The following is a 14,412-nucleotide window of genomic DNA, read 5'->3' on the forward strand; positions in this document are numbered from 1 at the left end:
TCATACAGGCAGGGGGAGTGAATATGGAAAAAACAACATCGGCAAGAGCCGTAATAAAAAATAAGGAAATTACGGGAGCACCAATAATGGGCGGCCTTACCGGACTCATAGGTCTTTTGTGCGGAAGCTTTTGTGCCTTTAATTCTTTTAATCCCGTCGGGGCGGCCTATATAATGGCATTTGCCGGAGAAGGCGTATCTCTTCCGGCGGCGGCAATGACCGTATGTGCCGGATATTTTCTCAAAAACAAAACAGTGTTTTTCAATGATTATTCCGTATGTGTCATATTGTGCATTGCCTATGGCTTGATAAGGAACTGCGTACATAAAACACTGCTTACGGCGGAAAAGGGACTTGCGGCATTTCTGGCATTCATGCTGTCGGGCGTCATACGGGGAATAATACAGAACGATATTAAATATTTACTGCTTATTTCCTTTATAGAAGGACTTGCGGCATTCGGACTGGTTTATGTGTTTGACCAAGGCTTTTCCGCCGTAAGAACTGCGGTATATAACAAAACCGTTGAAAAAAATGACATACCTGTTCTGGTGATACTTATGGGACTGGCATCTGCCGGAGCAGTATCGCTGTATAAAGGAGTTATACCGCTGAACATAATTCTGGGATTTTATTTCGTAATGCTGTCGGGACGGCTGTTCGGCACCGAATATTGTGCAATGGCAGGAATTGTTGTTTCTGGACTTATGATGGTTACGGGAGCGGTTGATATAAGAACGGCGGCGGTGCTTTGCTCGACAGGCGTTGTCAGCGGAGCAATGGGGAAAAATAAGTTGTTTACGGTACTGAGCTGCTTTGCGGTATCGGTTTTAACAGGATATTATTTCGGAGTTCTTAAAATTTCTCTTGTATTGGGGGTGTGTGCGTCCTGTATTATGTTTATGCTTTCGTCCGATAAGCTTAAGGAAACCTTTATGCTGTCTGATATAGCCGAGCTCGGAAGAAATGAACATTATGCAGGCATGCGGAAATATATATCGGGAAGGCTGAAAGGCTATGCGGAAGGCTTGTCGGCATTGGAAAAAAGCTTTAAACCGGCGGAAAAACAGGAGGAAGAGGTAAAAAAGGAAACTTCGGAAATGGCAGACAGGGTTGCCTGTCTTGTATGTGAAGGCTGTCAGAAAAGCGAGAGCTGCTGGAACAGCTCATATTACAGCACATATCAGACAATGATGGATCTTTTTTCTCTATGCGAGAAGAAGGGAATAATACATACCTCCGATATGCCATCGGTGTTCAGGGATTACTGCATAAAGCAGAAGGAGTTTGCCGAGGCCGTTAATGTGACTTATTCGGGACACAGAGAGGGACTTATATGGAATATGCGTCTGCATGAGAGCAGACAGCTTGCAAAACAGCAAATGGGAGCCATTGAGGAGATGCTTTCCTCTCTTGCCGATGAAATAGAAAACCGGATATATTTCAAAGAGAACTTGGAAAAGGTGATATATTATGAGCTGAGAAAAAACAACGACAATATAGAAAAGGTTACTGTGGAGGAAGGTGACAACGGTGAATATGAGGTTGCGATATACAGAAGAGGCTGTAAGGGAAGACAGGAATGCAGAGAGCATACGGTGGATACGGTAAGCAGTATTCTCGGACGAAAGATGAAAAGAACGGAAAAGGAGTGTGTATCGGGATGCAACGGAGTATGCAGACTTGTGCTTAGTGAAAAATGCAGCTTCAGGATTTCGGCATCGGCGGCAATGGCAATAAAGGACGAGGAAAATATGTCGGGAGATTCCTATTCCTTTATGGAGCTGCCGAAGGGCGGCTATATGATGGCACTTTCCGACGGAATGGGAAGCGGAAAAGAGGCCGGAAACGAAAGCAGAACGGTTATTGAGCTTTTGGAGCAGTTTGCCGAGGCAGGCTTCAAACGGGAAACCGCACTGAAAATGATAAATTCCGTACTTGTTATGAGCAATAATTCGGAGAGCTTTGCGACTCTCGATATGTGCTATATTGACCTGTATACGGGTATGGCGGAATTTATAAAAACAGGTGCGGCGGCAACCTTTGTTATACGAAACGGAAAGGCAAAGGCCATACGCTCGTCATCATTGCCAATCGGTATGCTGAAATACTTTGAGATGGATAAAGCGGAATACAGGCTGAAAAAGAATGATGTTATAATTATGCTGACGGATGGTGCGGCAGAGGTAATGGACAGGGAAAATATGTCGGAACAGATTCTGACAGGACTTATGGCTGAAAACAGCATGAAGGATCCGAAGGATATTGCGGAAAATGTCCTTGAAAGGATAAAAGAGAGGTCCGGATTCAGAATACAGGACGATATGACTGTTGTTGCCGCAAGAGTCTGGGGATAGAAATATAAATATAAATAGTTTAAAACGGGCAAACATGGATTTGTCCGTTTTTTTAGCATATTGGTATTATATAATGACTTTTACAAAAATATATATACAAAATAATCCAATTAAGGTATAATTAATACAAATAATAAAAACTTGATTGCTTATGAAATAATTTTCCGGAGGTAAGTACATATGAAGAAATTTGCGGCATTTATAATGGCTATTCTCATGGTATCTCAAACGGCATATGCAGAAACAGCTAATACAGATAGTTATAATATACATTTTGATACCGATGTGTTTTTATATAATGAAAAAACAACTATATTTAGTACATTTACTTATGATGACGATAAATATGTACCGTTGAGAGCTATAAGCAATTTTTTAGGCAAGGAGGTAAGCTATAATTCTGCTGAAGGCAGTATAAACATAATGAACAGTGACAAAGATATACAGTATCAGCCATTAATTGCAACAGAAAAAGACGCAACGGCAAAAATTGTTGATAATAAGATAATGTATAATAATGTGTATATTTTTGGGAATGAATCGTATAAAAGAACAGGCTTGTTAAATTATGACGGGAATATATATGTTCCTATGAATTGGCTTATAACAAGGTTTGGACTGGAAGAAGAATATGATAAAAATATAATAACTATAAGCGATAAAAAAGATGATGAAAATTTTGAAGTAACCGATATTGCCGGATATGATTTTAATAAGCTTGAAAACAAAATTAAATCTGAATACAGCTATTTTAATCCAGATGATTATGAACGCATAATTAAACCGGTTCATACTGATGACGAAAGTACTTACAGGGTTTATTATGAGAAATATATAAATGGATTTGATACTAATACAGGATTTTATGCTGTTATAAAAAATAAGGAGCTTTATTATTTAACAGAAAGAACTGTTGATTATGATTTGGATTTGTTGGCAACGAAGCCCGTTAATTTAACAGATGACATTATCGAAAAAGCAAAACAGATTGCGGCAAGTCAAATCCCGGATAAGTGCTATATGACCGAGCAGAAGGTTCATAAATGGATAATTGACGGTGAATACTGTTTGAGCATAAGCACTACATATATGAGTGAATATGGTACTGAAAGCTGTGTTAAGGAGTACGTCTATAAATTATAAAAATCGTCAATATACTTAATAATATAAGCATTTTAAGGTCAAAAATTCGTTAATACGGGTTTTTGACCTTTTTATTATTTTATCGGAATGTTATAATTCTGATATGAGGTCAAAACTATATATAAAACCTCCGGAGGAACACAAATGTACAATAAGGTGCTTGAAACAATAGAAAAATACAATATGCTGTCAAAGGGCGGCAATGTTGTTGCCGGACTCAGCGGCGGAGCGGATTCATCGGCTATGGTGCATATACTTGCGGCATTAAGGGACAAATTTGATATAAAAATAACCGCTGTGCATATCAATCACGGTATCAGAGGCGATGAGGCATATCGAGATGAGGAAATATCACGAAAATTCTGTGAAGGGCTCGGCATAGATTTTTTGGTTTATCATTGCGATATTCCGGCAGAGGCAAAAAAACGAGGTATGGGTGAAGAGGAAACCGGACGCCTTGTAAGATACGAAAAATTCCGGGAAACGGCGGAGAAGCTCGGCGGTGCAAAAATAGCCGTTGCCCATAATACGAATGACATGGCGGAAACACTGCTTATGCACCTTTGCAGAGGTGCCGGACTTAACGGGCTTGCCGGAATAAAGCCGGTCAATAACGGCATTATAAGACCTTTGCTTTTCTGCACAAGAGCGGAAATTGAGCATTACTGCGATACAAACAATATAGCCTACTGTACGGACAGCACAAATCTTAAAACGGATTATACAAGAAATAAGGTGCGAAGAATACTTCTGCCGTGGCTTGAGAGCGAGATAAACACTTCTGCCGGAGCAAATATAGCCTCGACAGCGGTTTTGCTGAGAGAGGACGAAAATTATCTCGAAGAGCTTGCCGAAGAGAAGTATGCCGAATATGCCATTCGGTCGGAGGCAGACAGAGTAGAGCTTAAGGACAGTCTTTCGGCAGAAAAGCCTGTCATGCGTAAACGAATATTGAGAATTGCGTTGAAAACGTGCAGAGCGAATTTAAAGGATTACAGCAGAAAGCATATCGAAGGCACAGACGATATACTTATGGGCGAAACAGGCAGAAAAATTGACCTTCCCGGCGGTATATGTGCGGAAAAGGGCTATGGCTGTATAAAAATAATAAGAAAATCGGAAAGCAAAGCCGGAAAGCTTAAGGATATGTGCTATGTCCTCAATATCAACGAGGAAAAATATATACCGGAAATCGGCAAACGGATACTTCTTTCGCTAAATGACGAAAAAAAATTCAGCAATGATACAAAGGTATATACTAAAAAAGCAGATTATGATAAAATTAACAGTGAACCTATAGAAATCCGAACAAGACGAGCCGGTGACAGAATAAATATCGGAAAAGGCAGTAAAAAGCTTAAGGACTACATGATTGATGAAAAAATTCCGTCGGAAAAAAGGAACAGCATACCGCTTCTGGCATGCGGCGGAAGAGTAATCGCAATAGGCGGCAGATTGGGAATGGATTTTTATATCACAGAAAAAACAAAAAATATATTATATATTTATATGTGGGAGGAAGCCCGAAATGAAGGAAAGAGTTGAAATACTTATATCAAAGGAGCAGGTTTTAAAAAGAGTTAACGAACTTGCGGAAGTTATTATGAAGGACTATGAAGGAAAAGAGATATATATGGTCTGTGTTTTAAAGGGCGGTATATTCTTTATGGTTGACCTTGCGAGAAAAATTAAAGGCGATGTACTTTTCGATTTTATGGTTGTTTCGAGCTATGGCTCAGACACAAAAAGCTCAGGTCATATCAAAATCAAAAAGGATCTTGACGGCAATATCGAAGGCAAGAATGTACTCATTGTTGAGGACATTATAGACTCAGGCAATACACTCAGCCAGCTCAGAAAGTTTTTACTTGAAAGAAATCCTGCAAGCCTTAAGATATGCACTATTCTGGATAAACCGAGCCGCCGTGAGGTTGAAGTTCCCGTTGATTACATCGGCTTTGAAATACCCGATAAGTTTGTTGTAGGCTACGGACTGGATTATGACCAGAGATACAGAAACCTTGACTATATCGGCGTTATGAATTTTGATGAAGAATAATATAGAAAAATATCAAACCGTAGAGCTATACACTCTGCGGTTTTGGTTTAAATGTTTGTTTTAGTTATAAGTATTAAATAAATTGTATAATTATAGCAATTAAGTTGCAGAGATTTAATAAATATGATACAATAACAGAGTTTAATATAGTTTAGAATAGGTAAAATAGCAGACTTTGATATAAGGTTTGTTAATTATTATCTTTGGGAGGTAATTAAAAGTTGAAAAAGTTTTTTCAAGGAGCGTTTCTGTACGTTGTGATATTTATTATAATCATTGCGGTTATGATATTCTCAGGTACAGGCAGTTCTTCTCAGACTGCGACAACAGGTTATACATATAACCAGCTTGTTGAGGATATTGATGAGGGAACAGTAAGAACCATTGATTTGCAGAGAAAATCAGATGTTGATAACTACGGAACGGCAACGGTTTCGTTTAAGGACGGAACAGTGGCAAAGGTAACAATTCCTTCCGTATCAACATTTATGGACGGTCTGCACGAATCCGGTGCGGATAAAGAAATAACACTTACGGTAGTGGATATACCGAGCACAGGCATGTTCATGTCGATACTTCCGTCTATTGTGCTTATGGTTGTTGCCATAATTTTGTTTATGGTGATGTTCCAGAAGATGCAGGGCGGTGGCGGCGGAAAGATGATGTCTTTCGGCAAGAGCAATGCAAAGGTAACAATGGACGAAAAGAATAAGGTAACATTCGATAATGTTGCCGGTCTTGATGAGGAAAAATGCGAGCTTCAGGAGCTTGTTGATTTCCTTAAGGATTCCAAGAAATATGTTGAGCTTGGTGCAAGAATACCTAAGGGAGTTCTTCTTGTAGGACCTCCGGGTACAGGTAAAACTCTTCTTGCGAAGGCAGTTGCCGGTGAAGCAGGCGTTCCCTTTTTCAGTATATCCGGTTCGGACTTCGTTGAGATGTTCGTCGGTGTCGGTGCATCAAGAGTAAGGGATTTGTTCGACCAGGCAAAGAAAAATGCACCCTGTATTGTATTTATCGACGAGATTGACGCTGTCGGCAGACAGAGAGGTGCAGGCTTAGGCGGCGGACACGATGAAAGAGAACAGACTCTTAACCAGCTTCTCGTTGAGATGGACGGTTTCGGAATAAACGAAGGCGTTATAGTAATGGCGGCAACAAACAGAGCCGACATCCTCGATCCGGCTATATTAAGACCGGGACGTTTTGACAGACAGGTTTATGTCGGAAGACCTGATGTTAAAGGCAGAGAGGCAATTCTTAAGGTTCATTCAAAGGGTAAGCCCTTTGCTGATGATGTTGATTTCAAGGTTGTTGCAAAAACAACTTCGGGCTTTACCGGAGCAGACCTTGAAAACCTTCTTAATGAAGCTGCACTTCTTACGGCAAGAGCAGGCGAAAAGAAGATTACAATGGAAAAAATACAGGCGGCTTTTGTTAAGGTCGGTATCGGTACAGAAAAGAAATCCAGAATTATATCAGAAAAAGAAAAGCTTATTACGGCTTATCATGAATCAGGCCATGCAATTCTTTTTGAGGTTCTTGAAAAATGCGATCCCGTTCACAGCGTTTCTATAATTCCCACAGGTATGGCTGGCGGATATACAATGCCGCTTCCCGGTGAGGACAAAATGTATGTGACAAAGGGCGAAATGAGAGATGAAATAATCAGCTTCCTTGGCGGCCGTGCCGCAGAAGAGCTTGTGCTTAAAGACGTAACAACAGGTGCAAGCAATGATATTGAAAGAGCAACATCAATGACAAGAGGCATGATTATGAAGTACGGCATGAGCGAAAAGTTCGGCCCTGTACAGTACGGCGATGAAAGCAATGAGGTATTTATCGGCCGTGACATCGGTCATACAAGAAATTACAGTGAAAACACTGCCGATCAGATTGATGCTGAAGTTAAGGAAATTCTTAACTGGTCATATAATGAAGCTAAGAGAATACTTAAGGAAAACATAAATGTACTCCATGCTTCGGCTAAGCTCCTTATGGAAAAGGAGAAAATTACGGGAGATGAATTCAGAGCACTTTTTAAAACCGCAAATATAAGCGAAGAAACTCTGAATGCTTCCGAAGAAACCCTGTAACCCATTTAATATTCAAATATAAAGAAGAGGGAGATGTTTTTAAATGGATTTTGGTATCAAAGAAGGATTAAAGAACACAAAAGAGTATGTTGTAACACCGGCAGACACAGCCGATGCAGTAGGCAACAAAGGTATTAACGTACTTTCTTCACCTACAATGATCTTATGGATCGAGCAGACTTGCCTTGAGGCTGTTAAACCCTTACTTCCCGAAGGATATGAAACTGTTGGTACAGTATTCAACTTCCTTCACCTTGCTGCAACACCTGTTGGACAGAAGGTAAGAGTAGAGGCTGAGCTTACAGAAGTTGTTAAAGGCAAAATCCTTACATTCGATGTTAAAGTATTCGATGAAAAGGGCAAAATCTGCAAGGGTACACACGGCAGAGCTGTTGTAAACAAAGAGCAGTTCTTCGGAAACCTTTAATTTTTACTCGGTAATTTAAAAATGTACCAAGGCCGGCACATCCTTAATATTTATGGACGTGCCGGTTTAAGTTAGTTAATAAGCAGCCCTTTGGCTTTTATAAGGAGGAATAAAAATGGGTGTTAATTTAAAAGGAAGAAGCTTTCTCACACTTAAGGATTACAGCGCAGAGGAAATAGAATATCTCGTTGACCTTGCTATTGATTTAAAGGATAAAAAGAAAAAAGGTATTTTTGAAAAGCATCTTAAGAATAAGAACGTAGCTCTTATTTTTGAAAAGCCTTCAACAAGAACAAGATGTTCTTTCACAGTCGGCTGTATTGATGAAGGTGCTCATCCCGAATATCTCGGAAAGAACGACATTCAGCTCGGACACAAGGAAACAGTTGAGGACACAGCAAGAGTGCTCGGCAGAATGTTCGACGGTATCGAATTCAGAGGCTTCTCACAGGAGGTTGTTGAGAAGCTTGCAAAATACAGCGGTGTACCTGTATGGAACGGCCTTACAGACGAGGACCACCCTACACAGGTTCTTGCCGATTTCATGACAATAAAAGAAAAATTCGGACATCTGAAGGGAATTAAGTTTGTATTCATCGGCGACGGCAGAAATAACATGGCAAATGCCCTTATGATCGGTTGCAGCAAAATGGGAATGCACTTCGTTATTGCAGCACCTAAGTCACTCTGGCCCGATGAAAAGCTTGTTGAGCTTTGCAAAGGCTATGCTAAGGAAAGCGGAGCAACAATCGAAATCAATGACGATCCCAAAGCAGCAGTTAAAGATGCAGACATCATCTACACAGATGTTTGGGTATCAATGGGTGAGGAAGATAAGTCAGCGGAAAGAGTTGCACTTCTTAAGCCTTATCAGGTTAATAAAGAGCTTTTTGATGCAACAGGAAAGGACAGCACAATATTTATGCACTGCCTCCCTGCTGTAAGAGATTACGAAGTAACAAACGAAATCATCGAAGGCGATAGATCAGTTGTATTTGACGAAGCAGAAAACAGAATGCACACAATCAAAGCAGTTATGGTTGCAACATTAGGCGACTAACCTAAATTAATTAAGTTTTACAGTTTACACAGAGAGAATAAAGATATTATTCTCTCTGTTTTAAAGAGGTGATTTTTTTGGAAAAGACGGTAATCGCCGGAGCATCAAGGGAAAAGCAGAAATATTTTTTCGAGCCGAAATTCAATGTTTTACCGGACACAATAAAGGACGAAATAAGAAATATATGTATAATAATGGCTGAAAGGCTCGGCTGTACATTTCTTATGAGCTTTGAAGAGGACGGCAATATTTTATTTGAAATAATAAAAAACGAAGGCGATTTTGACTTTGATGACATCGGAGCGGAGCTTGAAATCAAAAGTTTAAAATCGGAGAAGAAAGAATTGCTTAAATCACTTAAGCTGTGGTATGTTATAAATATGACCGAAGAAGGAAATAAATTAAAGGAAGAGCTGTTGAGGGGAGAAAACGGCTCTAACTGATATTTTGCAATTCAAAGAGGAGGACTGTATTTATGCTGTTGGTAATTGATGTAGGAAATACAAATATTGTGCTTGGCGTATATAAAGGTAAAAAGCTTATGGCAAGCTGGAGAATGACAACTTCAAATAACCAGACAGCAGACGAAATAGGTATCTTTATACACTCGTTATTTGATTATTCCAAGGTTTCGGCAGATGAGCTTGAGGCGATAATCATTTCCTCGGTTGTTCCGAATATCATGTATTCGCTTATACATGGACTTATCAAATATTTCCATATACAGCCTATGATTGTCGGTGCAGGAATGAAAACAGGTGTAAATCTTCTTATGGACAATCCTAAGGAAATGGGTGCGGACAGAATTGTTAAGCTTGTTGCGGCATACGAGATATACGGCGGCCCGGCTATGGTAATTGATTACAGTACAGCAACAACCTTTGATGTTATAAATGAAAAAGGAGTGTTTGTTACCGGAGTTACCGCTCCCGGTATACAGGTTTGTGCCGACGCGCTTATCGAAAGTACGGCACAGCTTCCTACGGTTGAAATCAAAAAACCGAAATCAATAGTAGTTAAAAACACAATAGGCAGTCTTCAGGCCGGCATTGTTTATGGACATATAGGTGAGACAAAATATATAATAGAGCAGGTCAAAAAAGAGCTTGATATGCCTGATATGAAGGTTATAGCAACAGGAGGACTCGCTAAAATAATGGAGAGTAACGAAAAGCTTTTTGATACGATAGATCCGCTTCTTACTCTCAAGGGACTTAGAATATTATACGAAAAAAATAAAAAACAAAGGCGGACGCAAAGTGCAAATAGGAAGTCTTAAACTTGAAAATAATGTGTTCCTTGCACCTATGGCAGGAATAACGGACAGGCCGTTCAGAACGCTGTGCCATGAAATGGGAAGTGGTCTTGTGTATTCCGAAATGGTCAGTGCAAAGGGAATTTACTATAATAATGAAAATACTAAACAGCTTCTCGATATTGGAGAGGAGGAAATGCCGGCGGCATTGCAGCTTTTCGGTTCAGAGCCGGAAATAATGGGCGCTATGGGCAAAAAGATAGAAGGCATTAATGCCGGAATTATTGACATAAACATGGGCTGTCCTGTTCCGAAGGTTGTTAAGAATGGCGAAGGCAGTGCTCTTATGAAAACACCAGAGCTGGCCGGAAGAATTATAAAGGCACTTGTGGAAATGCAGAAAAAGCCTGTTACCATAAAAATACGAAAGGGCTTTGACGATACCTGTATAAATGCCGTTGAAATGGCACAGATAGCTGAAGAAAACGGAGCCTCGGCAGTCGCTGTCCACGGAAGAACGAGAGAGCAGTATTACAGCGGAAAGGCCGACTGGGATATTATAAAGAAGGTCAAAAAAGCTGTATCCATTCCGGTTATAGGCAACGGAGATATATTTAAACCTCAGGATGCCGCAGATATGCTTGAATATACCGGCTGTGATGCGGTAATGATAGCAAGAGGTGCACAAGGAAATCCTTGGATATTCAAAAGAACCATAGCTTATCTTGAAAATGGTATTCTGCTTGACGAGCCGACGCCGCAGGAAAAGGTGAGCATGGCATTAAGACACGCAAGAATGCTTATAGATTATAAGGGCGAGTTTGTCGGAGTACGCCAGATGCGTGCACATATGGCCTGGTACATAAAGGGTGTGCAAGGTGCATCTGTTATAAGAGATAAAATAAATCATTGCGAAAGCTATGAGGAAATGGCAGAGTTGCTTGAGCATGTAAAATTTTAAAATTTATTTTGCCGTCGGATTAATCCGGCGGTATTTTTGTGCAAAAAAGGCGGACAGAAATCTGTCCGCCGATATTAAAACATTATTTTCTTGGATAATTAATCTGTGCCTGTGCAGCGGCAAGTCTTGCAATGGGAACTCTGAAGGGTGAGCATGATACATAATCAAGACCGATCATATGGCAGAATTCTACCGATGAAGGATCTCCGCCGTGCTCTCCGCAGATTCCGAGATGAAGGTCGGGACGAGTTGAGCGGCCTTTGTTTACCGCAATCTTCATAAGCTCGCCAACGCCGTCACGGTCAATTTTGGCAGTAGGATCAACCTCGAATATAAGGTTGGCTGTGTAATCTGCGATAATCTGTCCGGCATCATCTCTTGAAAGACCGTATGTCATCTGTGTAAGGTCGTTTGTGCCGAATGAGAAGAATTCAGCCTGTTCTGCTATTTTATCAGCTATCATACACGCTCTCGGTATCTCTATCATTGTTCCGACAAGATATTTAAGCTCGGCATTCTTTTCTGCCATAACCTTCTGAACTGTTTCATCAACAATATTTTTTACAAACTTGAATTCCTTGTCAATGCTTACAAGAGGTATCATAATTTCGGGAACGATATGTATTCCGAGCTCGTTGTTTACCTCAATAGCTGCTTCGGCGATTGCTCTTGCCTGCATTCTTGCAATTTCGGGATATGTAACGGCAAGTCGGCAGCCTCTGTGGCCCATCATAGGGTTAAGCTCATGAAGGCCCTTTGCCTTTATTTTGAGCTCTTCAACTGTCTTGCCCATTTCCTTTGCAAGCACCTCAAATTCCTCATCTGTGTTGGGAAGGAATTCGTGAAGAGGTGGATCAAGAAGACGGATTGTTACCGGTCTTTCGCCCATAGCCTTGTAAATACCGATAAAGTCTTCCTTCTGATAAGGCATTATTCCGGCAAGTGCTTCTTCTCTTTCTTCCGTTGTGTCGGAAAGAATCATCTTACGGAACTTCGTTATTCTCTGTCCTTCAAAGAACATATGCTCAGTTCTTGTAAGGCCGATACCCTGTGCACCGAAGCTTATGGCAACCTCTGCATCATGAGGTGTATCTGCGTTTGTTCTTACCTTAAGAACTCTCTTTTCATCTGCCCATGCCATGAATTTGGCAAATGTTCCGGAAATTTCGGGCTCAACGGTAGGAATATCTTCTCCGTAAACTTCACCTGTTGAACCGTCAAGGCTTATGTAATCGCCTTCTTTAAAAGTCTTTCCGCCAAGTGTAAATGTTTTTGATTCTTCATTCATTTTTATTGCTTCGCAGCCGGAAACGCAGCAGCGTCCCATGCCTCTTGCAACAACGGCAGCATGGCTTGTCATACCGCCTCTTACAGTAAGTATACCTTCTGCAACAGCCATACCTTCAATATCTTCCGGTGATGTTTCAAGTCTTACAAGAATAACTCTTTCGCCTGCATCAGCGGCAGCCTTTGCATCCTCGGCAGTGAAATAAACCTTTCCTGCACCTGCACCGGGTGAAGCCGGAAGACCTTTTCCGAGTGCTTTGGCAGCCTTAAGTGCCTTAGGATCGAATGCCGGATGAAGAAGCTGGTCAAGCTGTTTAGGCTCAACTCTGAGAAGTGCCTCGTCAACGGTGAGAAGTCCTTCGTCAACCATGTCAACGGCTATTCTGAGAGCGGCATTGGCAGTTCTCTTTCCGTTTCTTGTCTGTAAGAAATAGAGCTTTCCGTTTTCAATGGTGAACTCCATGTCCTGCATATCCTTGTAATGCTGTTCAAGCTTTGTTGCAATGTCCATAAACTGAACGTATACTTCGGGCATATCCTGTTCGAGTGTAGCGATTGCTTTAGGTGTTCTTACGCCTGCAACAACGTCCTCGCCCTGTGCATTAATAAGGTATTCGCCGAAAATCATCTTTTCGCCTGTTGCCGCATTTCTTGTAAAGGCAACACCTGTGCCTGATGTTTCGCCCATGTTTCCGAATACCATCATCTGTACGTTTACGGCTGTGCCCCAGCTGTAAGGTATGTCGTTCATTCTTCTGTAAGTAAAGGCACGGGGATTATCCCATGAACGGAATACCGCCTTAACTGCTTCGAAGAGCTGAACCTTTGTATCCTGAGGAAAATCAACGCCCTGATCCTCAAGATATATTTTTTTGAAAATTTCTACTACTTCTTTAAGATTTTCGGTAGTAAGGTCTGTATCGTATTTGGCTCCGACCTTTTCTTTGTACTCATCAAGCTTTCTTTCAAACTTTGACTTTGATACGCCTATTACGACGTCCGCAAACATCATAATAAATCTTCTGTAAGAGTCATATGCAAATCTCGGATTGTTCGTTTTCTTTGCAAGACCTTCAACAGAATCGTCATTAAGACCGAGGTTCAGAACCGTATCCATCATGCCGGGCATAGATGCTCTTGCACCCGAACGCACCGATACAAGCAGAGGATTCTCAATATCGCCAAGTTTCTTTCCCGCAATTTCCTCAAGTTTAACAAGTGCGGCTTCAATCTGAGAAATCATTTCATCAGAAAGCTTTTTGCCGTTTTCATTGTACTCTGTGCATGCTTCAGTGGTAACAGTAAAGCCCTGAGGTATTGGAAGTCCCATAACAGTCATTTCCGCAAGGTTGGCACCTTTACCGCCTAAAAGGTTTCTCATTGACGCATTACCTTCACTGAACATGTAAACATACTTCTTGTTCATAACATCTTCCTCCCAGTTTATTAACTTTGATACAGCCGTATTAAATTTTCCTATTGATAACACAAATAGGTTATAAAAACCATTATATGTTACTAATTTTACTATAACACTTTTTTTAAATTATAACAAGACTGTGATTTCATACAAATTTAATGATTTAAAGTGTAAAAACGATAAATTTCTTAGACATGTATTTACTTTCAGCCGTTTATGCCGGATTCATATAAAGCTTTTTATTTTGGATATTTTTTAAAATATACTATATATACTGCATTTCTATTGACATAGGTAATTTTCAAAGATAAAATACATATTAAACAAATAGGATAGATATGTAATAA

Annotated in this window: 11 protein-coding genes; 10 read left to right on the forward strand and 1 reads right to left on the reverse strand. The window is 40.5% G+C overall.

The window, feature by feature from the left end:
- The first annotated feature begins 23 nt into the window (after positions 1-23).
- The 10 genes from KQI66_RS09225 to dusB all read left to right on the forward strand — a co-directional run bounded on the left by KQI66_RS09225 (position 24) and on the right by dusB (position 11,358).
- A complete protein-coding gene (locus KQI66_RS09225) occupies positions 24-2,357 on the forward strand; it encodes a SpoIIE family protein phosphatase (RefSeq protein WP_216428871.1) in 2,334 nt (777 codons plus the stop codon).
- Between the two features lie 180 nt (positions 2,358-2,537).
- A complete protein-coding gene (locus tag KQI66_RS09230) occupies positions 2,538-3,500 on the forward strand; it encodes a stalk domain-containing protein (protein ID WP_216428873.1) in 963 nt (320 codons plus the stop codon).
- Between the two features lie 144 nt (positions 3,501-3,644).
- Positions 3,645-5,045: a tRNA lysidine(34) synthetase TilS gene (gene tilS, locus KQI66_RS09235; protein WP_216428875.1), complete on the forward strand. Its 1,401-nt coding sequence runs from the start codon at positions 3,645-3,647 to the stop codon at positions 5,043-5,045.
- Positions 5,029-5,559 carry a hypoxanthine phosphoribosyltransferase gene (gene hpt, locus KQI66_RS09240; RefSeq protein ID WP_216428877.1) on the forward strand — a complete coding sequence of 177 codons (531 nt, stop codon included), beginning with the start codon at positions 5,029-5,031 and terminating at the stop codon, positions 5,557-5,559. Before tilS ends, hpt begins: the two co-directional genes overlap by 17 nt.
- A 221-nt stretch (positions 5,560-5,780) precedes the next feature.
- Positions 5,781-7,655, forward strand: coding sequence for an ATP-dependent zinc metalloprotease FtsH (gene ftsH / locus KQI66_RS09245; protein WP_216428879.1), 1,875 nt, complete (start codon positions 5,781-5,783; stop codon positions 7,653-7,655).
- Positions 7,656-7,698: 43 nt separating this feature from the next.
- Positions 7,699-8,082, forward strand: coding sequence for a thioesterase family protein (locus KQI66_RS09250; protein ID WP_216428881.1), 384 nt, complete (start codon positions 7,699-7,701; stop codon positions 8,080-8,082).
- A gap of 115 nt (positions 8,083-8,197) precedes the next feature.
- Positions 8,198-9,142, forward strand: a complete 945-nt coding sequence (gene argF / locus KQI66_RS09255) for an ornithine carbamoyltransferase (RefSeq protein ID WP_216428883.1) — start codon at positions 8,198-8,200, stop codon at positions 9,140-9,142.
- A 77-nt stretch (positions 9,143-9,219) separates the two neighbouring features.
- Complete coding sequence (locus tag KQI66_RS09260) at positions 9,220-9,585, forward strand: DUF6145 family protein (protein ID WP_216428885.1); 366 nt, start codon at positions 9,220-9,222, stop codon at positions 9,583-9,585.
- A 32-nt stretch (positions 9,586-9,617) separates the two neighbouring features.
- Entirely contained in the window at positions 9,618-10,421 is an 804-nt protein-coding gene (locus tag KQI66_RS09265) for a type III pantothenate kinase (protein ID WP_216428887.1), read from the forward strand.
- Positions 10,422-10,449: 28 nt separating this feature from the next.
- Entirely contained in the window at positions 10,450-11,358 is a 909-nt protein-coding gene (dusB, locus tag KQI66_RS09270; protein WP_253287737.1) for a tRNA dihydrouridine synthase DusB, read from the forward strand.
- An 82-nt stretch (positions 11,359-11,440) separates the two neighbouring features.
- Here dusB and ppdK read toward each other — a convergent pair whose 3' ends face one another.
- On the reverse strand, positions 11,441-14,071 hold the full coding sequence (gene ppdK, locus KQI66_RS09275; RefSeq protein ID WP_216428891.1) for a pyruvate, phosphate dikinase: 2,631 nt from the start codon (positions 14,069-14,071) through the stop codon (positions 11,441-11,443).
- Between the last annotated feature and the right edge of the window lie 341 nt (positions 14,072-14,412).

Source organism: Anaerotignum sp. MSJ-24 (assembly GCF_018918145.1).
GTDB lineage: Bacteria > Bacillota > Clostridia > Lachnospirales > Anaerotignaceae > Metalachnospira.

Excerpts from the sequence above, each read along its gene's own strand:
- KQI66_RS09230 (WP_216428873.1), top strand. The coding sequence starts at position 2,538 with ATGAAGAAATTTGCGGCATTTATAATGGCTATTCTCATGGTATCTCAA.
- KQI66_RS09265 (WP_216428887.1), top strand. The coding sequence starts at position 9,618 with ATGCTGTTGGTAATTGATGTAGGAAATACAAATATTGTGCTTGGCGTA.
- dusB (WP_253287737.1), top strand. The coding sequence starts at position 10,450 with ATGGCAGGAATAACGGACAGGCCGTTCAGAACGCTGTGCCATGAAATG.
- KQI66_RS09250 (WP_216428881.1), top strand. The coding sequence starts at position 7,699 with ATGGATTTTGGTATCAAAGAAGGATTAAAGAACACAAAAGAGTATGTT.
- hpt (WP_216428877.1), top strand. The coding sequence starts at position 5,029 with ATGAAGGAAAGAGTTGAAATACTTATATCAAAGGAGCAGGTTTTAAAA.
- ppdK (WP_216428891.1), bottom strand. The coding sequence starts at position 14,071 with ATGAACAAGAAGTATGTTTACATGTTCAGTGAAGGTAATGCGTCAATG.
- tilS (WP_216428875.1), top strand. The coding sequence starts at position 3,645 with ATGTACAATAAGGTGCTTGAAACAATAGAAAAATACAATATGCTGTCA.
- argF (WP_216428883.1), top strand. The coding sequence starts at position 8,198 with ATGGGTGTTAATTTAAAAGGAAGAAGCTTTCTCACACTTAAGGATTAC.
- KQI66_RS09225 (WP_216428871.1), top strand. The coding sequence starts at position 24 with ATGGAAAAAACAACATCGGCAAGAGCCGTAATAAAAAATAAGGAAATT.